Source organism: Micromonospora sp. NPDC048063 (assembly GCF_043202855.1).
GTDB lineage: Bacteria > Actinomycetota > Actinomycetes > Mycobacteriales > Micromonosporaceae > Micromonospora.
Genome location: NZ_JBIDBG010000006.1, coordinates 58494 through 78549, shown reverse-complemented (window position 1 = coordinate 78549; position 20056 = coordinate 58494). Strand labels below are relative to the sequence as shown.

The 20056-nt window shown below is 72.7% G+C and carries 22 protein-coding genes; 10 read left to right on the top strand and 12 right to left on the bottom strand.

Going from position 1 to position 20056, the window contains the following annotated elements; genetic code table 11:
* Position 1: 1 nt before the first annotated feature.
* The 5 genes from ACGFZ2_RS17165 to ACGFZ2_RS17145 form a co-directional block, all read right to left on the bottom strand.
* Entirely contained in the window at positions 2-679 is a 678-nt protein-coding gene (locus ACGFZ2_RS17165) for a DUF4142 domain-containing protein (protein WP_393262904.1), read from the bottom strand.
* A 176-nt stretch (positions 680-855) separates the two neighbouring features.
* Positions 856-2481: a cytochrome bc complex cytochrome b subunit gene (locus tag ACGFZ2_RS17160; protein WP_393262906.1), complete on the bottom strand. Its 1626-nt coding sequence runs from the start codon at positions 2479-2481 to the stop codon at positions 856-858.
* On the bottom strand, positions 2478-3566 hold the full coding sequence (locus ACGFZ2_RS17155; protein ID WP_393262908.1) for a ubiquinol-cytochrome c reductase iron-sulfur subunit: 1089 nt from the start codon (positions 3564-3566) through the stop codon (positions 2478-2480). Before ACGFZ2_RS17155 ends, ACGFZ2_RS17160 begins: the two co-directional genes overlap by 4 nt.
* A 67-nt stretch (positions 3567-3633) precedes the next feature.
* Positions 3634-4467 carry a cytochrome c gene (locus ACGFZ2_RS17150; RefSeq protein ID WP_393262910.1) on the bottom strand — a complete coding sequence of 278 codons (834 nt, stop codon included), beginning with the start codon at positions 4465-4467 and terminating at the stop codon, positions 3634-3636.
* A gap of 72 nt (positions 4468-4539) precedes the next feature.
* Positions 4540-5139 (bottom strand): heme-copper oxidase subunit III, encoded by a 600-nt coding sequence (locus ACGFZ2_RS17145; protein WP_393262911.1) that lies wholly within the window; start codon positions 5137-5139, stop codon positions 4540-4542.
* 108 nt (positions 5140-5247) lie between these two features.
* Here ACGFZ2_RS17145 and ACGFZ2_RS17140 point away from each other — a divergent pair, with 108 nt between their 5' ends.
* From ACGFZ2_RS17140 to ACGFZ2_RS17125, 4 genes are all read left to right on the top strand, one after another.
* On the top strand, positions 5248-6192 hold the full coding sequence (locus ACGFZ2_RS17140) for a cytochrome c oxidase assembly protein (RefSeq protein WP_393262913.1): 945 nt from the start codon (positions 5248-5250) through the stop codon (positions 6190-6192).
* Positions 6193-6453: 261 nt separating this feature from the next.
* Positions 6454-6849 (top strand): hypothetical protein, encoded by a 396-nt coding sequence (locus ACGFZ2_RS17135; RefSeq protein ID WP_350682093.1) that lies wholly within the window; start codon positions 6454-6456, stop codon positions 6847-6849.
* A gap of 84 nt (positions 6850-6933) precedes the next feature.
* Positions 6934-7980, top strand: a complete 1047-nt coding sequence (gene trpD / locus ACGFZ2_RS17130) for an anthranilate phosphoribosyltransferase (RefSeq protein WP_393454530.1) — start codon at positions 6934-6936, stop codon at positions 7978-7980.
* Between the two features lie 185 nt (positions 7981-8165).
* Positions 8166-8372, top strand: a complete 207-nt coding sequence (locus tag ACGFZ2_RS17125; RefSeq protein WP_393454527.1) for a hypothetical protein — start codon at positions 8166-8168, stop codon at positions 8370-8372.
* A 304-nt stretch (positions 8373-8676) separates the two neighbouring features.
* Here the strand turns inward: ACGFZ2_RS17125 and ACGFZ2_RS17120 are convergent, their stop codons facing one another.
* Together ACGFZ2_RS17120 and coxB are read right to left on the bottom strand one after the other, a co-directional pair.
* Positions 8677-9105: a cytochrome c oxidase subunit 4 gene (locus tag ACGFZ2_RS17120; protein WP_357693104.1), complete on the bottom strand. Its 429-nt coding sequence runs from the start codon at positions 9103-9105 to the stop codon at positions 8677-8679.
* Between the two features lie 10 nt (positions 9106-9115).
* The gene (gene coxB / locus ACGFZ2_RS17115) at positions 9116-10087 is read right to left on the bottom strand and encodes a cytochrome c oxidase subunit II (protein ID WP_357693102.1); all 972 of its coding nucleotides are present in this window, start codon (positions 10085-10087) and stop codon (positions 9116-9118) included.
* Between the two features lie 199 nt (positions 10088-10286).
* Between coxB and ACGFZ2_RS17110 the strand changes: the two genes are divergently transcribed.
* Together ACGFZ2_RS17110 and ACGFZ2_RS17105 are read left to right on the top strand one after the other, a co-directional pair.
* Complete coding sequence (locus ACGFZ2_RS17110) at positions 10287-11438, top strand: cysteine desulfurase family protein (protein ID WP_393454524.1); 1152 nt, start codon at positions 10287-10289, stop codon at positions 11436-11438.
* The gene (locus ACGFZ2_RS17105; RefSeq protein WP_350682105.1) at positions 11435-11668 is read left to right on the top strand and encodes a sulfurtransferase TusA family protein; all 234 of its coding nucleotides are present in this window, start codon (positions 11435-11437) and stop codon (positions 11666-11668) included. Before ACGFZ2_RS17110 ends, ACGFZ2_RS17105 begins: the two co-directional genes overlap by 4 nt.
* A 60-nt stretch (positions 11669-11728) precedes the next feature.
* On the opposite strand, the gene ACGFZ2_RS17100 is transcribed toward ACGFZ2_RS17105, so the two are convergent.
* The 3 genes from ACGFZ2_RS17100 to ACGFZ2_RS17090 all read right to left on the bottom strand — a co-directional run bounded on the left by ACGFZ2_RS17100 (position 11729) and on the right by ACGFZ2_RS17090 (position 14624).
* On the bottom strand, positions 11729-12706 hold the full coding sequence (locus ACGFZ2_RS17100; RefSeq protein ID WP_393454521.1) for a carbohydrate kinase family protein: 978 nt from the start codon (positions 12704-12706) through the stop codon (positions 11729-11731).
* A gap of 170 nt (positions 12707-12876) precedes the next feature.
* Entirely contained in the window at positions 12877-13245 is a 369-nt protein-coding gene (gene erpA, locus ACGFZ2_RS17095) for an iron-sulfur cluster insertion protein ErpA (protein ID WP_091104634.1), read from the bottom strand.
* Positions 13246-13481: 236 nt separating this feature from the next.
* Complete coding sequence (locus ACGFZ2_RS17090; protein WP_393454966.1) at positions 13482-14624, bottom strand: glycerate kinase; 1143 nt, start codon at positions 14622-14624, stop codon at positions 13482-13484.
* Positions 14625-14692: 68 nt separating this feature from the next.
* Between ACGFZ2_RS17090 and nadA the strand changes: the two genes are divergently transcribed.
* The 3 genes from nadA (at position 14693) to ACGFZ2_RS17075 (ending at position 18139) form a co-directional block, all read left to right on the top strand.
* The gene (gene nadA / locus ACGFZ2_RS17085) at positions 14693-15892 is read left to right on the top strand and encodes a quinolinate synthase NadA (RefSeq protein WP_393263315.1); all 1200 of its coding nucleotides are present in this window, start codon (positions 14693-14695) and stop codon (positions 15890-15892) included.
* Positions 15893-16101: 209 nt separating this feature from the next.
* Entirely contained in the window at positions 16102-17457 is a 1356-nt protein-coding gene (murA, locus tag ACGFZ2_RS17080) for a UDP-N-acetylglucosamine 1-carboxyvinyltransferase (protein WP_393262927.1), read from the top strand.
* 73 nt (positions 17458-17530) lie between these two features.
* On the top strand, positions 17531-18139 hold the full coding sequence (locus ACGFZ2_RS17075; protein WP_393262929.1) for a DUF3043 domain-containing protein: 609 nt from the start codon (positions 17531-17533) through the stop codon (positions 18137-18139).
* Between the two features lie 100 nt (positions 18140-18239).
* Here ACGFZ2_RS17075 and ACGFZ2_RS17070 read toward each other — a convergent pair whose 3' ends face one another.
* Both ACGFZ2_RS17070 and ACGFZ2_RS17065 read right to left on the bottom strand, forming a co-directional pair.
* Positions 18240-18548: an AzlD domain-containing protein gene (locus ACGFZ2_RS17070; RefSeq protein ID WP_350707921.1), complete on the bottom strand. Its 309-nt coding sequence runs from the start codon at positions 18546-18548 to the stop codon at positions 18240-18242.
* A complete protein-coding gene (locus ACGFZ2_RS17065; protein ID WP_393454518.1) occupies positions 18542-19396 on the bottom strand; it encodes an AzlC family ABC transporter permease in 855 nt (284 codons plus the stop codon). Before ACGFZ2_RS17065 ends, ACGFZ2_RS17070 begins: the two co-directional genes overlap by 7 nt.
* Before the next feature lie 66 nt (positions 19397-19462).
* Here ACGFZ2_RS17065 and ACGFZ2_RS17060 point away from each other — a divergent pair, with 66 nt between their 5' ends.
* Positions 19463-20023, top strand: a complete 561-nt coding sequence (locus tag ACGFZ2_RS17060) for a helix-turn-helix domain-containing protein (protein WP_393454515.1) — start codon at positions 19463-19465, stop codon at positions 20021-20023.
* Positions 20024-20056: the final 33 nt, after the last annotated feature.

Genomic DNA, 20056 nt, shown 5'->3' with positions numbered 1-20056 from the left:
GTCAGCTCTGCGTGGGAGCCGGCGTCTCGGTGGTGGTGCCGCCCGGAGCCGGCGACTCGGTGGTGCCGCCCGGAGCCGGGGTGCCGGTGGTGCCGCCCGGAGCCGGGGTCGTGCCGCCCGGGCTCGGCGTGGCGGTGCCGCTGGCCTGCGGAACCGGGATGCCCAGCTGCTCGGCGAGCTGGACCAGCGCGTCGTAGTGCGCCTGCAGGGTCGGCAGTGCGGTCTGGGCCAGCTGGACCACCGTCTGGTCGGAGCCCTGCGAGATCTCCGTCTGGGTGGCCTGGATGGCCTGGACGTGGCCGGCCAGCTCGCTGGTCACCCAGAGCCGGTCGAACTCCTCGCCGCTGGCGTTGTTGAGCTGGTCGAGGACGGACTGCTGGTCCGCGGTGGGCTCGGCCGGCAACTGCACCCCGAGCTGGGACGCGGTCTGCTGCACCGTCTGGTCGAGCTGCGTGTGGTCCGTCTTGAACCGGGCACCCAGGTCCTTGACCCCCTGGTTCTGGCCCTTCTGCTGGGCCAGGTCACCCGCGGTGATCTCGAACAGGTTCACCTGGTGCATGGCCTGCAGGTACTGGGTGTCCTGCTGCGACGGCTGCACCGCGGCCTGCGCCGCCGCTGCCGGCGCGATTCCCACCAGCACCAGCGCGGCCAGCAGGCCGAGGCGTTTGATACCCAACATGCTTCCTCCCCCTCGAGACGTTGGATCGCACGGATACCCGGCTGACCGGCGTTATTCCTGCGATCCCCGCCCAGGGGGCGACGGACGACACGCCACGCGCGGACCGTGGGAGGGGCGGAAACGGACGTGGCGCCCACCGGAGGACTCCGGTGGGCGCCGCGTCGGGTGTCGCGAGGTCAGCGACGGCTCTCGCCGCTGCCGATCTGCTCCCGGTCGGGCCGCGGCTCGACCGGCGGGTGGCCCGGCGAGACCGGCGCCTCGGCCGGCTTCTCGATCGGGTAGAAGAAGCCCCGGATGGCCGGGCCGAGGGCCCCGAGCCGGTTCATCTTCTTCGGCACGACCCAGCCGGCGTACTCGAGCCCGCCGTGGCCGTCGTGGTCCCCCGCGCTGAGCGGCTGGTGCACCTCTTCGAACCGGCCGTCGGGCAGTCGCCGGATGATGCCGGTCTCGACACCGTGGGCGAGCACCTCACGGTCGTGCTGCTGGAGACCGAGGCAGATCCGGTAGGTGAAGTAGTACGCCAGCGGCGGGAGCACCAGCAGGCCGATCCGGCCGGCCCAGGTCATCGCGTTCAGGCTGATCATGAACTTGTCGGCGATGACGTCGTTGGCGCCGGACAGGGTCAGCACGATGAAGAACGAGACGGCCATGGCGCCCGCCGCGGTGCGCGCCGGCACGTCCCGGGGCCGCTGGAGCAGGTTGTGGCTGCGGGTGTCCTTGAGGCGCCGGGCCTCCAGGAACGGGTAGAGCGTGGAGAGCCCCACCAGGATGCCCGGCAGCACCACCGTCGGCCAGAACAGCGGCGGGATCACGTACCCGTCGCCGATCGGGATGTTGATCTCCCAGGCCGGCATCAGGCGGGTCGAGCCGTCGAGGAACATGACGTACCAGTCGGGCTGGCTGGCGGCCGAGACCACCCACGCCTCGTACGGGCCGAACAGCCAGATCGGGTTGATCTGGAACAGACCGCCCATCAGCGCGATCACGCCGAAGACGACCATGAAGAAGCCGCCCTGCTTGATCGCGTAGCGGGGGAACATCCGCTCGCCGACCACGTTGCCGTTGGTCCGGCCGGGGCCGGGCCACTGGGTGTGCTTCTGCTTGAAGACCAGGCCCAGGTGGACGCTGATCAGCGCGACCAGCAGACCCGGGATGAGCAGCACGTGGGCGATGTAGAACCGGCTGATGATGATGGTGCCGGGGAACTCCCCGCCGAAGATCGACGAGGTGACCCAGGAGCCGATCACCGGGATGGAGAGCATGATCGCCGAGGCGATCCGCAGGCCGGTGCCGGAGAGGCCGTCGTCCGGCAGCGAGTAGCCGGTGAAGCCGGCCAGGAAGCCGACCCAGAACAGCAGCGAGCCGATGATCCAGTTCGTCTCGCGCGGCTTGCGGAACGCGCCGGTGAAGAAGACCCGGAGCATGTGCACCACGATCGCGGCCATGAACAGCAGCGCCGACCAGTGGTGCATCTGCCGCATGATCAGGCCGCCGCGGACGTCGAACGAGATGTCCAGGCTGGAGGCGTACGCGGCCGACATCGGCGTGCCCCGCAGCGGGGCGTAGCTGCCGTTGTAGACCACCTCGGTCATCGCCGGCTCGAAGAAGAAGGTCAGGAAGACACCGGTCAACAGCAGGACGATGAACGAGAAGAGCGCGATCTCGCCGAGCAGGAAGGACCAGTGGTCCGGGAAGACCTTGTTCAGCAGCCGGCGCAGCGGGGTGGCCACCTGGAAGCGGTCGTCCACTCCCCGGGCGGCGTTGCCCGGCACAGCTGCCATGTCAAACTTGCGCCGCTTCACGGCCGCTCCCAGAAGTCGGGCCCGACGGTCTCGGTGTAGTCGGACTTGGCCACGAAGTAGCCCTCGGAGTCCACCTCGATCGGCAACTGCGGCAGTCGCCGGCTGGCCGGACCGAAGATGGGCCGGGCGTTGTCGGTGATCAGGAACTGCGACTGGTGGCACGGGCAGAGCAGACGGTTGGTCTGCTGCTCGTACAGGCTCGCCGGGCAGCCGGCGTGCGTGCAGATCTTCGAGTAGGCGGCGTAGTTGCCCCACATGTAGTCGCCGTGCCCGACCCGCTCGTTGGCCCGGCGCGACTCCCGCGCGTCGCTGTCCCGCAGGTGGATCAGCAGGGTCGGCGAGTCGGCGTGCAGGTTGCTCACGCCGTGGTCGATGCCGGGGAAGACCGTGATCTGGCCGCCGGTGCTGACGTCCGCCGGGCGGACCGGACGGCCGTCCTCGCGGACCAGCCGGACCTTGCCGCCGCCCTCGGTCGGGGCGAACCCGGTGGTGAACATCTGGTTGTTCTTGTGCGGCTGGGAGATCAGGCCACCGACCAGGGGTGCGGCGACCACCGCGCCGACCGGCGCGAGACCGGCCAGCAGCGAGATGCCGAGCAGCGGCCGGCGCTTCACGCCCAGCTCGTCGGCCATGTAGAGCATGGTCTGGCCGGTGATGATCCGGTCGTCCTCGCTGACGGCGCCCTCGTGCCGGTCCTGGATCGAGACCTCCTTGGGCAGCAGCTTCTTGCCCCAGGTCAGGATGCCGAAGCCGATGCCGAGCAGGGCCACGCCGAGGGTGACGCCGAGCAGCGGGGTGTACCACGTGTCGCCGCCGCGGCCGGGAGCGTACTCCCACGGCCACCAGATGTAGACCACCAGGAAGGCGGTCGCCGCCAGCCCGGTCAGCAGGAAGAACGACGCGACGGTGCGGGTCAGCCGGCGCTCGGCCTTGCTGCCCGGGGCGACCTGCGGCTCGTAGTGGACGATCTCGATGTCGTCCCGGCGCGCGCCCTCGCGGACGATGTCGAACTGGCTGAGCCCGGGGGTCGTCACGTCGAGCGGTTCCCGGCCCTGCTGGGCCTGGTGCTCGGTGTGCGTGGTCATGCCGTCACCTCGCTACGGGCGGTGCCGGACCCCGGCACCACAGCACTGAATCGGATGATCCGCCCGGTCACGACTTGCCCGCGATCCACAGGCTCGCGAAGACGAGCGCGACGATGCCGACCAGGAAGATCGCCAAGCCCTCGGTGGACGGCCCGTACCGACCGAGGTTGAAGCCACCCGGGTCCTGGTCGTGCTTCAGGGTCTCCTGGATGTAGGCGATGATGTCCGCCTTCTGCTCCGGGGTGATCTGGTTGTCGCCGAAGACCGGCATGTTCTGCGGGCCGCTCAGCATCGCGGCGTAGATCTGCCGGTCGCTGGCCGGACGCAGGCTCGGGGCGTACTTGCCGGAGGAGAGGGCGCCGCCGCCACCGCCGAAGGCGTGGCACTGCGAGCAGTTGATCCGGAACAGCTCGCCGCCGGCGGCGATGTTGCCGTCGGAGTGGAGGTCCTCGCCGTCGGGCAGGACGGGACCGCCGCCGAGCTCCTGGATGAACTGCGCGAGCTGGCGGGTCTCCTCGTCGGTGAACAGCTCCGGCTTGCGCTCCGCCTGGGCCTCCTGGCGGGCCATCGGCATCCGGCCGGAGCTGACCTGGAACTCGACCGAGGCCGCGCCGACGCCGATCAGGCTCGGCCCACGGCCCTCGACGCCCTGGGCGTTGCGACCGTGACAGGTCACACAGCTCACGTCGAACAGCGCCTTGCCTTCCGCGGCGGCGCCGGTGAGCGGGGCGTCCTGCGCCTGCACGCCGGGGGCGAAGACGGTGTAGGCGCCGCCGGCCAGCATCAGCGCGGCGAACAGCCGGACCGCGGCACCCAGCCGGCGGCGGCCCCTGCTGCGCGCCGCGGGCCGCTCGCGCAGCCGCGCGAGCAGACCGCGTCGGCGGTCGTTGTCAGAAGTCATGACCTGTGTCCTTAACCGGTTGGACCTTGTCTCAGGGGACGGAGCAGCGGCGCGGTTCGTGACGCGCCAAGATCACTGAAGCCAGTAGATCATGGCGTAGAGCCCGATCCACACGACGTCGACGAAGTGCCAGTAGTAGGACACGACGATCGCCGACGTGGCCTGCGCCGGCGTGAACCGGCCCATGGTCGTGCGGATCATGAAGATGATGAAGGCGATCAGACCGCCGGTCACGTGCAGACCGTGGAACCCGGTGGTCAGGTAGAACATCGACCCGTACCCGTCCGAGTTGATCTTGATGCCCTCGTGCACCAGCTCGCGGTACTCGTTGACCTGACCGAGCACGAAGATCAGGCCCATCACGAAGGTGATCGTGAACCAGCGCCGCAGGGCGTGGACGTCACCCTTCTCGGCGGCGAAGACACCGAGCTGGCAGGTCACCGACGACATCACCAGGATCACCGTGAAGGTGGTCGCGTACGGGATGTTGAGTACCTCGGTGTGCTTCGCCCACTGCTCCGGCGCCGCCGCGCGGATGGAGAAGTACATCGCGAACAGCGCCGCGAAGAACATGAGTTCACTGGAGAGCCACACGATCGTCCCGACGCTGACCATGTTGGGTCGGGTCAGGGAGTGGATCCGGCTCTTGTCAATGGCTGGGGCCGCAGTCACGCGGTCATTATTGCCCTTGACCGGGGCCGGCGATCAGCGGGGTGGCAAACCGGTGGCGTCGGCAGCCCGATCGGGGTCGTCCGGTTCGCCTGACCTAGGCTGAAAAGCGTGCTGCACGTCGATCCGATCTTCACCGCAACCTCGGCCGCCGCGCCCACGGTGACCGCGGCCACCCCGCCGCCGTTCACCGTCACCTCCGTGTTCACCGAGACCCGGCTGGACAGTTGGCTGGCCGTCGGCCTGGTGCTGGCCGCCGGCATCTACCTCTACGGGGTGCACCGGCTCCGGCTCCGGGGCGACCGGTGGCCGGTGGCCCGGACGGTGTTCTTCCTCGGCCCCGGCCTCGGCGGGATCGCGGCGGTCACCGTCAGCGGCCTGCACGCGTACGACACGGCGCTGCTGTCGGTGCACATGGTCCAGCACATGGTGCTCTCCATGATCTCGCCGATCTTCCTCGCGCTGGGCGCGCCGGTGACGCTGGCCCTGCGTACCCTGCCGCTGCGGCCGCGCAAGCGGCTGTTGGCGATCGTGCACAGCCGGGTCGCGCGGATCTACAGCTACCCGCTGGTGGCGTTCGCCATCTTCGTGGTCAACCCGTTCGCGCTCTACTTCACCGACCTGTACCGCTACACGCTCGAGCACGCGTGGGCGCACGAGGTCGTGCACGCGCACTTCATCATGACCGGCTGCGTGTTCTTCTGGCCGCTGCTCGGCCTCGACCCGCTGCCGGGGCGCTGGCCGTACCCGGGCCGGGCGCTGCTGATGCTGCTCTCCGTGCCGTTCCACACGGTGCTCGGGCTCACCATCATGCAGAGCACCACGCTCTTCGGCGGCGACTGGTACCCGTCGCTCGGGCTGACCTGGTCCGACCCCTGGGAGGACCAGGTGGTCGCCGGCGGCATCCTCTGGGCCGGCGGCGAGTTCGTCAGCGTCACGATGCTGGCCGTGCTGGTCGTGCAGTGGATGCGCCACGCCGAGCGGGAGGCCCGCCGGATCGACCGCGACCTGGACCGCCAGGAGGCCCGTCAGCGCGCCGCGGAGTCCGCCGCCTGACCTGCGCCGACGGTATGCCCCGGCGCCGCCGACGGGCGGACGTCACGCACCTCACACCGACGGGTAGGATCAGCCGGCAGCTACGAGGTGGGAGCCTGTCCAGCCAATGAGTGAGCGCAGCGAGCGAATCACCAAGCGCAGTGCGACGGTGCCTCATGACGGCACCGCTCACAGCCCGATCCCCGGCCGAGGCCGTGGTGACGCTGTGGGATCCACCGGCGCGGCGTGGACTCGGACCGTTCGGCGAAGCGGAGTGTCGGCATGAGTGATCGTCTTTGCACCGTCCTGCTCTACAGCGACGACCCGCAGGTCCGTGACCGGATGCGGCTCGCCGTCGGCACGCGCCCCGCGCCCGGTCTGCGGATCGAGTTCGTCGACGCGTCCACCTACGCGGAGTGCGTCCGGCTCGTCGACGACTACGAGATCGACCTGCTGCTGCTCGACGGCGAGGCGACCCCGGGCGGCGGCATCGGCATCGCCCGGCAGATCAAGGACGACCGGGACGACGCTCCCCCGACCTGCGTGGTGATCGCCCGCGCCGCCGACCGATGGCTCGCGGCCTACGCCGAGGTCGACGCCACCCTGGTGCACCCGCTCGACCCGGTGACCACCGGCACCACGGTGGCCGAGCTGCTGCGGACGCACGCCCCCGCCTGACGTCCCCCGCTCCGGCCCGTCTCGGCGCCGGACCACCCGGCGCCGGTTCCATCCCACCCGCTTCGCACGCTCGGGAGGCCCGCCATGGGCGATCGGACCTGGCCGCACCTGCTCGCCGCGCTGCTGCGCGGGGAGGAGCTCTCCACCGCCGACACCGCTTGGGCGATGGGCGAGATCATGTCCGGCGCGGCCGCCCCGGCGCAGATCGCGGGCTTCGCCGTCGCGCTGCGCGCCAAGGGCGAGACCTCGGCCGAGCTGGCCGGCCTGGTGGAGGCGATGCTCGGCCGGGCGGTCGCGGTCGAGCTGCCCGAGGCGCTGCGGGACACCGCCCTCGACGTGGTCGGCACCGGCGGTGATCTCGCGCACACGGTCAACATCTCCACCATGGCCTCCCTGGTGGTGGCCGGCGCCGGGGTCCGGGTGGTCAAGCACGGCAACCGGGCGGCGTCCTCCTCCTGCGGCACGGCGGACGTGCTGGAGTTCCTCGGCGTGCCGCTGGACCTGGGGCCGGAGGGGGTGGCCCGGTGCGTCGCGGAGGCCGGCATCGGCTTCTGCTTCGCGGCCCGGTACCACCCCGGCATGCGCCACGCCGGCCCGGTACGCCGGGAGATGGGCGTGCCCACCTTCTTCAACTTCCTCGGCCCGCTGACCAACCCGGCCCGGCCGCGGGCCGCCGCGGTCGGCTGCTTCGACCTCCGGATGGCCCCGGTGATGGCGGGCGTCTTCGCCGCCCGGGGCGACTCGGCTCTGGTGATGCGCGGCGAGGACGGGCTGGACGAGTTCACCACCGCCGCGCCGACCCGCGTCTGGGCCATCCAGGCAGGCAGCGTCAGGGAGGCGCTGCTGGACGCCACCGACCTCGGGGTGCCCAGGGCCACCCTGGCCGACCTGCGGGGCGGAGACGCCGCCTACAACGCCGACGTGGTGCGCCGGCTGCTGGCCGGCGAGACCGGCCCGGTGCGCGACGCCGTCCTGGTCAACGCGGCGGCGGCGCTGGCCACCCAGGGGCCCCTCGACGGCGACCTCACCGAGGCGTTGCGCGTCGGGATGGACCGGGCCGCCGAGTCCGTCGACTCCGGTGCCGCCGCCCGCGTCCTGGACCGCTGGATCGAGGCCGCCCGCGCCGACTGACCGCCGGCGGCCACCCCAGCGGGCCGGGTGGCGTGCGGAAGTTGTCGGACCCCCGTGGGAAACTACAAATGAGTAGTTTTCCACTTCCATCATGCGCTGTTCACCACAGCACATCCGTCGTGCGCCGTGCGGCGCGGCAGTTCCGCCGTGCGCCCCCGACGGGACCCGAGCGAGAGGAGACGCCCGTGTCGGAGCGCGAGCTCTACTGCGCCACCTGCGAGGGCGTTCAGCCGTTCGAGGCGCCGCCGTGCGTCGACGGCCACGGCGTCGACTGCCCCGAGCTGGCCTGCACGGGCTGCGGCGAGGCGGTGCTCGTCGCCACGTTCACCTTCCGGGCCCCGCGCCTGGCGCGGCGGCACCGCCGGCCGTCGCCCCACCGCCGCGCCGCCTGACCCCTCCGCGTCGTCTGCACGATCGCCACCCGACCCGGTCCGCGCCGCCTGGACCATCGCCACCGCGCCGCCTGAGCCCCGCCGCGCCGCCTGAGCCCGGCCGCGCCGCCTGACGCGGCCCGCGCCGGCCCCACCGCCCCGCCCGGCGGCGCGGCGCACCCCCCGGCCCGGCACACGCCCGGCGCGGCACGCCCCCGGCCGGTCCTCGGCTGCCCCGCACGTCGGCGATCACGTGACGAAGGCCCGCCTCCCCGAGGGGAGGCGGGCCTTCGTCACGTGCAGGGGGCCGTCGTCGGCCGCCGGCTCAGTGCTCGGCGGTGCGCCGGGTGCCGCTGTAGTACTCGAACAGCAGGCCGCAGGCCGCGAAGATGACCGCCACCGCACCGACGCCCAGCAGCCAGAACTGCCAGAAGACGAGGCCGAAGCCGGTCAGCGCGGCGGCCAGCGCCAGGCCGAACGGCCAGTAGCTGCCCGGGCTGAAGAAGCCGACCTCGCCCGCGCCGTCGGCGATCTCACCGTCCGGCCGGTCCTCCGGCCGCAGGTCGATCCGGCGCGAGACGAACCAGAAGAAGCCGCCGCACATCGCGCAGAGCAGGAAGCTCAGCAGCAGTGCGATCGTGCCGACCCACTCGACGTGGCCACCGGAGTCGGCGGCGGTCCAGCCCCCGTAGAGGGCGGTGGCGAAGAGCAGGAACCCGGCGATGACCAGGAAGATACGCCACTCGGTCTTCATGCCAGCCCCCTCAGCTTCCCGTACCGGCCGGCGCGCTGTCCGGGTTGAAGTTGGCCTCGGTGCGACGGGTCTCGAACGGCCGCGTCTTCTGCGCGTACGGCTCCTCGCCGATGGCCGTCAGGGCCTCCTGCGTGGACTTGCCGTCCCGCTTGGCCGCCAGGAACTGGTCGTACTTCTCCGGCGAGACGACCCGCAGCTCGAAGTTCATGAAGGCGTGGTAGCTGCCGCACAGCTCGGCGCAGCGGCCGACGAAGGCGCCCTCGGTGTCGAGCTTGGAGACCTCGAACACGTTGCGGATCTTGCCCGGCATGACGTCCCGCTTAAACAGCAGCTCCGGCACCCAGAAGGAGTGGATGACGTCGCGGCTGGTCTCCTCGAACCGGATGGACCGGTCGGTCGGGAGCACCAGGATCGGGATGACCTCGCTGGTGCCGAGCACCGAGGCGACGGTGTTGGCGTCCTTGCCCTGGCCGTCGCGGTAGTTGAACTGCCAGTTCCACTTGAACGCGACCACCTCGACCGTGACGTCGGGGTTCTTGGTCGTCCGCACCACGTCGGTCTGCACGACCGCCGTGTAGTAGAAGAGCACGGAGACGATCAGGATCGGCGCGATGGTGTAGAGGAACTCCATCGGCATGTTGTAACGGGTCTGCACCGGCAGCTCGTTGCCCCGCTTGCGGTAGCGCACGATGCACCAGAAGATCAGGCCCCACACGAACACGCCGACCGCGAGCGCCGCGACGCACGAGGCGATCCACAGGTCGTACATCCGGTGGGACTCGGGCGAGATGCCGCCCTGCGGCCAGCCGAAGCCGCCGAACGCGGCGCCGACGTCGCAGCCCGTGAGCAGGACCAGCAGCGCCGCCCCGCCGAGACCGAGCCCGGCGATCCGACCAGCACCACGCCCCCGGCGCCCACCGGCTCCTGGGGAAGCGCTGTGCCGTACGGCCGACGGCCGTACCTCCGAACTCCTTGCGACCACCTGGTCCTGCCTCCCTAGCGCGCCGCGGTGTCTGTTCTGTTCTGCCGGTCTCCGCCGGGGGCGGAGCGACAACACCGGCGGCAAAGGCGTCACCGACGGTCGCAGATTACTCGACCATGACGGGCTCGACCGTCTTGGGGTCACTCTCCGCCCCCATCGGGGGGATCTTGGGCGTGCCGGCGCGATAGCGTTGGCTTCCGTGAGCGCTTCCCCGGTCTACCTGGACGCGGCCACCGCCGCGCCGCTGCACCCGGTCGCCCGACAGGCGCTGCTGGCCGCCCTCGACGACGGATGGGCCGACCCCGGCAGGCTCTACACCCAGGCCCGCCGCGCCCGCCAACTGCTCGACGCCGCCCGCGAGGCCACCGCGCAGACGCTCGGCGTGCGCGCCGACGAGATCTCCTTCACCCCCAGCGGTACGACGGCCGCGCACGCCGCCGTGCTCGGCGGCCTGGCCGGCCGGCGGCGGGTCGGCCCGGCCCTGGTGCACTCCGCGATCGAGCACTCGGCGGTGCTGCACGCCGCCGAGCGGCACGTCGCCGCGGGCGGCACGGCGACGTCGGTGCCGGTGGACCGGCGGGGCCGGCTGGACCTGGACGGCTGGTCGGCGGCGGTGCGGGCACCGGGCGTGGCGCTGGCCGCGCTGATCGCCGCCAGCCACGAGGTCGGCACGCGCCAACCGGTCGCCGAGGCCGCGCGGGAGTGCGCCGAGGCCGGGGTGCCGCTGTTCGTGGACGCCGCCCAGGTGGTCGGCCGGGCGCCCGTGCCGGCGGGCTGGTCGGTGCTGACCGCCAGCGCGCACAAGTGGGGCGGCCCGCCCGGGGTGGGGCTGCTGGTGGTGCGCAAGGGCACCCGGTGGGAGTCGCCCTGGCCGGCCGACGAGCGGGAGTCCGGGCGTACGCCGGGAACGCTCAACCTGCCGGCGGTGGTCGCGGCGGCGGCGAGCCTGCGCGCGGCGGCGGCCGACGCGGCGGCCGAGGCGGCCCGACTGGCGCCGCTGGTGGACCGGATCCGGGCCCGGGTGGCGGCGGAGGTGCCCGACGTGGAGGTGGTGGGTGATCCCGACGACCGCCTCCCGCACCTGGTGACGTTCTCCTGCCTGTACGTCGACGGGGAGGCCCTGCTGCACGCGCTGGACCGGCGCGGGTTCGCGGTCTCCTCCGGCTCCTCCTGCACCTCCTCCACGCTGCGCCCGTCGCACGTGCTGGAGGCGATGGGGGTGCTCTCGCACGGCAACGTGCGGGTCTCGCTGCACCGGGAGACGACGGAGGCGGACGTGGAACGGTTCCTCGCCGAGTTGCCCGAGGTCGTGGCGCGGCTGCGCGCCGAGGCGGGGGTGGTGGGGCTGTGACGGCGCCGGCGGAGATCCTCGACTGTCGTGGTCAGCGCTGCCCGCTGCCCGTGATCGCGGTGGCCCGGCGGCTGCCCGAGCTGCCCGTCGGCACGGTGGTGCGGGTGCTGGCCGACGACCCGGCGGCGGCGGTGGACATCCCGGCCTGGTGCCGGATGCGCGGCCACGAGTTCCTCGGCACGGTCACCGGCCCCGACGGCCCGGCCTTCGACGTCCGCCGCCTCCACTGAGAGGTGTCGGGAAGGGCACCCGGTCGACACGGAGGGCCCTTCCCGACACCGAGGTCGGGGTTACGGCAACAGGTGCGGCCGGACGTCCTCGGCGGCCACGTCGCCGTACGACTCGGCCATCCGCTTGACGAACAGGTCACGGCGGACCTCGTACTCCTGCGTGCCCACGGTCTCCAGCACCAGCGTGGCGAGCAGGGAGCCCACCTGGGCGGCCCGCTCCAGCCCGAGGCCCCAGGACAGCGCGGTGAAGAAGCCGGCCCGGAAGCCGTCGCCGACCCCGGTGGGGTCGACCGCCCGGATCTCCCGCGCGATCGGCACGTGGATCGGGTCGATGTCGCGCCCGGCGATCTCCACGCCGTGCTTGCCCAGCGTGGTGACCCGGACCTTGACCCGGTCGAGCAGCTGCGCGTCGCTCAGCCCGGCCTTGCTCTGCAGCAGCGACTTCTCGTAGTCGTTGGTCATCAGGTAGTCGGCGCCCTCGATCAGCGCGACGACGTCCTCGCCGTCCATCCGGGCGAGCTGCTGGGACGGGTCGGCGGCGAAGGGGTATCCCCGCTCCCGGCACTCGGCGGAGTGCCGCAGCATCGCCGCCGGGTCGTTCGCGCCGACCAGGACCAGGTCCAGCCCGTCGAGGCGGCGGGCCACCGGCTCCAGCTCGATGTTGCGGGCCTCGCTCATCGCGCCGGCGTAGAACGAGGCGATCTGGCACATGTCGGTGTCCGTGGTGCAGACGAACCGGGCGGTGTGCGCCACCTCGCTGACGTGCACCGAGCCGCAGTCGACCCCGTGCCGCTCCAGCCAGGAGCGGTAGTCGGCGAAGTCCGCGCCGACCGCGCCGACCAGCACCGGGCGCAGGCCGAGCTGCCCCATGCCGAAGGCGATGTTCGCCGCCACGCCGCCGCGACGCAGCACCAGGTCGTCCACCAGGAAGGAGAGCGACACCTTGTGCAGCTGGTCGGCGATGAACTGGTCGGCGAAGCGGCCGGGGAAGCTCATCAGGTGGTCGGTGGCGATCGAGCCGGTCACGGCGATCTTCATGTCAACCCTCGGGGTCGGGAGCAGGGCGCCGGTCAGCCTACCGGTCCGGCCCCCTCAGGATGACCCGTCGGTCCGGCCTCGGTCATCTTCTCGGCTGCGCTACCGGGCCCGAACGCGGCAGCGGGGCCGCCCCGAGGGGACGGCCCCGCTGGTCGCGAGCGGAGGTGGGCTCAGCTGAACGAGTCGCCGCAGGCGCAGGAGTTGCCCGCGTTGGGGTTGTCGATCGTGAAGCCCTGGGCGTCGATGCGGTCGGCGAAGTCGATGGTGGCGCCGGCCAGGTAGGGGGCGCTCATCCGGTCGACGACGACCTCGACGCCGTCGAAGTCGGTGACGACGTCACCGTCGAGCGAGCGCTCGTCGAAGAAGAGCTGGTACCGCAGGCCGGAGCAGCCACCCGGCTGCACGGCGACCCGGAGCCGCAGGTCGTCGCGGCCCTCCTGCTCGATCAGGGCCTTGACCTTCTGCGCCGCGACGTCGGTGAGGACGACGGACGTGGGGGCCTTGGCCTCGGTCGACTCGGTCTGCGCTGGCGTGGTCACGTGAAATCTCCCTGCGCGGTTGGGTCCGGACGGACTGGCCAACATCTCACGTCGCCCAGCCATTCCCGGTGTGGTCCAGATCCGATGGTACGCCGCTGCGACCGGCCTCACCCGGCCGCCGTGACGCGGGCCGCCGCAGCCGGGCGCCGGCGGACCCGACCGGGCGGCGGGCGAGCGGCTCCCGGCCGCGCGGCGCCGTCGGCGAGCGCGCCGGCCAGGTCACGCCCGCGGGCCGGTCAGCGGCTCCACTGCCGGGCCAGCCGGGCGCCGAACGCCCGCAGCCCCTCGGCCGGGCGCTCCAGCGCGGCGGCCAGCCCGCCGCGCTCCTCGCCCCCGAAGTGCTCCACCAGGCTGTACGCGTCGGTCACCCCGGCCGCGCCCGCCTCCCGCCGGCCGGCGCTCACCTGGCCGGCCAGCACCACGCAGGGCAGGCCCCGGTCCCGGGCGGCGCCGGCCACCCCGGCCACCACCTTGCCGCGCAGCGACTGGTGGTCGAACGAGCCCTCCCCGGTGACCACCAGGTCGACGGCGTCCAGGGCGGCGTCCAGCCCGATCGCCCGGGTGACCAGGCCGATGCCCGACTCGCAGTGCCCGCCCAGCGCCAGGACGGCCGCGCCGAGGCCCCCGGCCGCGCCGCCGCCGGGCAGGGCGCCCAGCCGGTCGGGGCAGCCGGGCAGGTCCCGCTCCAGCACGGCGGCGAAGCGCTCCAGCGCGGCGTCGAGCAGCAGCACGTCCGCCCGGTCGGCGCCCTTCTGCGGGCCGAACACGTTGCTCGCCCCGTGCAGGCCGAGCAGCGGATTGTCCACGTCGGTGGCGGCCACCAGCCGGGCGTCGCGCAGCCGGGGCGCCCCGTCGAGCGCGACCGCGGCGGCCAGCGCCGCGCCGCCGTACGGCAGCGCCCGGCCCCCGTCGTCCAGCGGGGTCACGCCGAGCGCGGTGAGCATCCCCGCGCCGCCGTCGTTGGTGCCGGAGCCACCCAGGCCGATCACCACCGTGCGGGCGCCGGCCTCCACGGCGGCGGCGACCAGCACCCCCAGGCCGTACGAGGTGGTGGTCTTCGGGTCGCGCTCGCCCGCGTCGAGCAGGTGCAGCCCGCACGCCTGGGCGCTCTCCAGCCAGGCGGTCGTCCCGCCGTCGGTGGTGAGCAGGATCTCACCGGCGACTGGGCGGCCCAGCGGGTCGACGGTCGGCACCGGGATTCGGCGCCCGCCGAGCGCGTCGCCGAGCACGTCGAGGAAGCCCGGCCCGCCGTCGGACAGCGGCCGGACGAGCAGGTCGTCGCCGGGAGCCACCTCGCGCCAGCCGGCGACCACGGCGTCGGCGACCTCCGGGGCCGACAGGGTGCCGGCGAACTTGTCCGGGCAGAGCAGCACGCGCATGCCGAGCAGTGTGGCAGCCCACACCGGTGGAGGCTGCGCTCAGGCCACCCTGTGGGACCATGGGATACGTGACTTCGACCTGGGTGGAACCCTCCAACACCGCAACGGCACTGCTGCTGCTCGGCCGGGGCAGCGACCCCGCCACCGAGCGTGGCGTCGAGTGTCCGGGTGACCTTCCGGCGCCCAGCGACCCGGACCTGGTGGCCCGGGCGGCGGCGGCGAAAGCGAAGCTGGGCAGCAAGGTCTTCGTGCTGGGGCACCACTACCAGCGCGACGAGGTGATCCAGTTCGCCGACGTCACCGGCGACTCGTTCAAGCTGGCCCGCGAGGCGGCGGCCCGCCCCGACGCGGAACACATCGTCTTCTGCGGCGTGCACTTCATGGCCGAGAGCGCCGACATCCTCACCTCGGACGCGCAGAAGGTCGTCCTGCCGGACCTGGCCGCCGGCTGCTCGATGGCGGACATGGCGGTGCTGTCGCAGGTCGAGACGGCCTGGGACGTGCTGACCGACCTGGGCATCGCGGAGCAGACCGTCCCGGTCACGTACATGAACTCCTCGGCGGACATCAAGGGCTTCGTCGGCCGTAACGGCGGCGTGGTCTGCACCTCGTCGAACGCGAAGCGGGCGCTGGACTGGGCGTACCAGCAGGGGTCGAAGGTGCTCTTCCTGCCCGACCAGCACCTGGGCCGCAACACGGCCGTGCTGGAGATGGGCCTCTCGCTGGACGACTGCGTGCTCTACGACCCGCACAAGCCGAACGGCGGGCTCACCCCGGAGCAGCTGCGCGACGCGAAGATGATCCTCTGGCGGGGGCACTGCTCGGTGCACGGCCGGTTCACCCTCGACAGCGTGAACGACGTGCGGGAGCGGGTGCCGGGGGTGAACGTGCTGGTCCACCCGGAGTGCCGGCACGAGGTGGTCACCGCCGCCGACTTCGTCGGCTCGACGGAATACATCATCAAGGCCATCGAGGCGGCCCCGGCCGGCTCGGCGTGGGCGGTCGGCACCGAGCTGAACCTGGTCCGCCGGCTCGCGCTGGCCCACCCCGACAAGCAGATCATGTTCCTGGACAAGGCGGTCTGCTACTGCTCGACCATGAACCGGATCGACCTGCCCCACCTGGTCTGGGCGCTGGAGGAGCTGGTGGCCGGCCGGGTGGTCAACCAGATCACGGTCGACCCGGACACCGCGCACCACGCCCGGGTGGCGCTGGACCAGATGCTCGCCCTGCCCGGGGCCGACACCCCGCCGCCCGCGGCAAGCTGATCACGCTCGGTAGCACCACTGGTACGTAAATGGGCCCGATCACCGATTAGTGCCCTGAGGGGCGATCTGACCGGGTCCATTTACGTCACGGAGGGCTATGCTGCCGGGGCGACGAATCACGCGGCCGTTTCGACATGACCGCATTCCGGGTAGCGAAGACATCGCGGGCCCACCATCAACACGGCAGCACCGACGCGCTGGAGGTTGCGTTGACCGACGACGTCCTGGTCGTACACGGAGGTACTCCGCTGGAAGGGCGGATCCGCGTGCGCGGCGCGAAGAACCTGGTCTCGAAGGCGATGGTCGCCGCTCTGCTGGGCGACAGCCCGAGCCGGCTGTTCGACGTGCCGAAGATCCGTGACGTCGAGGTGGTCCGGGGCCTGCTCGGCCTGCACGGCGTGAAGGTCACCGACGGCGAGGAGGACGGCGAGCTCGTCTTCGACCCCGCGAACGTGGAGAGCGCGAGCACGGACCAGATCAACGTGCACGCGGGCTCCAGCCGGATCCCGATCCTGTTCTGCGGGCCGCTGCTGCACCGCCTCGGCCACGCCTTCATCCCGGACCTGGGCGGCTGCCACATCGGGCCGCGCCCGATCGACTTCCACCTCCAGGCGCTGCGCGAGTTCGGGGCGACGGTCGAGAAGACCCCGGAGGGCCTGCACCTGTCGGCACCGAACGGGCTGCACGGCACCAAGTTCTCGCTGCCGTACCCGAGCGTCGGGGCGACCGAGCAGGTGCTGTTGACGGCGGTGATGGCCGAGGGGGTCACCGAGCTGCGCAACGCGGCGGTGGAGCCGGAGATCATCGACCTGATCTGCGTCCTGCAGAAGATGGGCGCGATCATCAAGGTGCACACCGACCGGGTGATCGAGATCCAGGGCGTGCCGAGGCTGCACGGCTACACGCACCGGCCGATCCCGGACCGGATCGAGGCGGCGAGCTGGGCCGCGGCGGCGCTGGCGACCCGCGGCCACGTCGAGGTCCTCGGCGCACAGCAGGCCGACATGATGACGTTCCTGAACATCTTCCGCTCGGTCGGCGGCGAGTACGAGGTCACCGACGCCCGGCCGCCGAAACTGGGCGACCCCGGCCAGGAGGGCGGCATCCGGTTCTGGCACCCGGGCGGCGAGCTGAGGTCGGTGGCCCTGGAGACCGACGTGCACCCGGGCTTCATGACCGACTGGCAGCAGCCCCTGGTGGTGGCGCTCACCCAGGCCCGGGGCCTGTCCATCGTCCACGAGACGGTCTACGAGCAGCGGCTGGGCTACACCGAGGCGCTGAACTCGATGGGCGCGAACATCCAGGTCTACCGGGACTGCCTGGGCGGCACCCCGTGCCGCTTCGGCCGGCGCAACTTCAAGCACTCCGCGGTGATCGCGGGGCCGAGCAAGCTGCACGCCGCCGACCTGGTTATCCCCGACCTGCGGGCCGGTTTCAGCCACCTGATCGCCGCGCTGGCGGCCGAGGGCACCTCCCGGGTCTACGGCGTCGACCTGATCAACCGGGGCTACGAGGACTTCGAGGCGAAGCTCGCCGACCTCGGCGCGCACGCCGAGCGTCCGTAACGTCGACCACTCCCGACCGCGCCCGGTGCACCGCGATGTGCACCGGGCGCCGTCGTTTGGCTACCCTTTCCGCGTGCCGTCGCTGTTTCGCCGCAAGTCCACCGACCTCGTCGACGAGGCCGTCACCCCGGTGACGCCCGACGAGGAGTCCTCGTCCGCCCAGCCCCGGGGCTACACCCCGAGCAAGAAGGAGCTGGGCAAGGTCACGCCGAAGCGGCCCAGCGCCGGCCGCCGGCCGGCCGCGGCCACCAAGCCGCTGACCAAGGAGGAGGCGCGGGAGCGCCGGCGCCAACTGCGCGCGGAGTCGGCGGCGGAGTTCCGCCGCGAGGGTGGGCCCCGTGACCGCGGCCCCGAGCGGCTGCTGGCCCGCAACGTGGTCGACTCCCGGCGTACGGTCGGCACCTGGTTCTTCGGCGGCGCGCTGATCGTGCTGATCGGTTCCAACGCGGCGATGCCCCCGATCGTCCGCCTGGTCTCCAATCTCCTCTGGGGCGCGCTCGCGCTGGGTGTGGTGGTCGACTCGTTCCTGATCTCCCGCAAGATCCGCAAGCTGGTCCGGGAGCGTTTCCCGAACACCGGGCAGCGGATGGGCTCGCTCTACCTCTACGCCATCATGCGGTCGATCACCTTCCGCCGGATGCGCGCGCCCGAGCCCCGGGTCAACATCGGCGACCCGGTCTGACCCCGCCGCACCGGCGGCGGAGGCGACCGTGTTCGGGGCCTGACGGCCCCTCCCGCACCGCGGCGAGGGGCCGTTCGTCGTCGGTGGACCGGGGTGGGGCCTACGGCACGCCGAGCAGGCGGAGCAGCGCGGTGGTGCCGGCGGCGGCGAGCACCACCAGCACGAACGGCGCCCGCCGCCAGGCCAGCAACACGCCGACCAGCACGCCCAGCGGCCGGGCCCAGCCGGCGAACCGGCCCGCCTCGGTCAGCGCGGCGGTGGCGCCCAGCGCGGCCAGCAGGGCGGCGGCGCCGACCGGCAGCAGCCGCCGGGACCACTCCGGCAGGTCGAGCCGGTCGCGCAGCAGCACCCCGGCGACCCGGAAGCCGTACGTCCCGGCGGCCAGCGCCACGATCACGGCGATCAGCACGACCCCTCCCCAGTTTGGCCGACCGGCACGGACCCGCCCCGCGGCGGCGTCCTCTCCCCCGCACGCACCGGCTCCCCCACCCCGCCCGGCGGTTCGGCGGCGGTTCCCGCGACCGTTCCGCCACCCGCGACCGGCGCGTTCGGCGTCCGGCTGCCGCCTTTCGCGGCCCGCCGACCACGGCGTACGGCGGCGACGGCCAGCACGGCCGGGCCAGCGAGCGCCAGCAGCACCGGCAGCCCGGCCGGCAGCAGCGGGGTGGCCAGCACCGCCAGCACCGCGCCGGCCAGCGCCACCCGCCGGGTGTCGCGGTCGCGCAGCGCCGGCAGCAACAGCGCGATCAGGCCGGCCGGGAACGCGGCGTCCAAGCCGAACGCGGCGGGGTCGCCGACCACGCCGCCGGCGAGCACCCCGAGCACGGTCCCCACGTTCCAGGCCAGGAAGAGCAGGGTGCCGGCGAGCCAGAACGCCCGCCGGCGCGCGCCCCCGGCGGGGCGGGCCAGCGCGAAGGCGGTCGCCTCGTCGGTCATCAGGTGGCTACCGAGCAGCCGACGCCACAGCGGGCGGCCGATGCTGTCGGCGAGCGCCAGCCCGAACGGCAGGTGCCGGGCGTTGAGCAGCAGGCCGGCGAGGACCGCCGCGAGCGGACTCCCGGTGGCCACCAGCCCGACCGCCATGAACTGCGCGCCGCCGGCGTAGACCAGCACGGACATGACGACGGCCGCCCAGCCCGGCAGGCCGGCGGCCACCGCCACCGCGCCGAACGAGGCACCGACCGCGACCATCGCCGCCCCGATGGCGGCGACGTCGCGGACTGCCGTGCCCTCGACCGTTCGCTGTACCGTACGCATGGTCCATCATGATGAACGCGCCACACCTGTTCGTCAAACCGAACAAACGGAACATTGGAGCGAACGATGTCCGCCGAACCGACTCCACCGCTGGCCACCATCGCCGTCGCGCTCCGCCGCGAGCGCGAACGCGTCGGCATCTCGCTCACCGAGCTGGCCCGCCGGGCCGGCATCGCCAAGTCCACCCTGTCCCAGTTGGAGTCCGGGGTCGGCAACCCCAGCGTGGAGACCCTCTGGGCGCTCGGGGTGGCGCTCGGCGTGCCGTTCAGCCGGCTGGTCGAGCCGCCGGCGGCCACCGTCCGGGTCGTACGCGCCGGCGACGGCCCCCGGATCCGCTCCGAGCACGCCGACCTCACCGCGACGCTGCTCGCCGCCGGCGCCGCCCACATCCGCCGGGACGTCTACCTGCTCGAGCTGGAGCCCGGGACGGTACGCACCGCCGAGTCGCACACCCCCCGCAGCGTCGAACACATCGTGGTGGGCGCCGGGCGGCTGCGCGTCGGGCCGGAGGGCGACCTGGTGGAGCTCGGCCCGGGCGACTACGCGACCTTCCCCGGCGACGCGCCGCACCGCTACGAAGCGCTGGCCCCCGGCACCTTCGCCGTCCTGGTGATGGAACACCCCTGACCGTCCGTTCCGGCCTCGCCTCCCGCGGCAGGA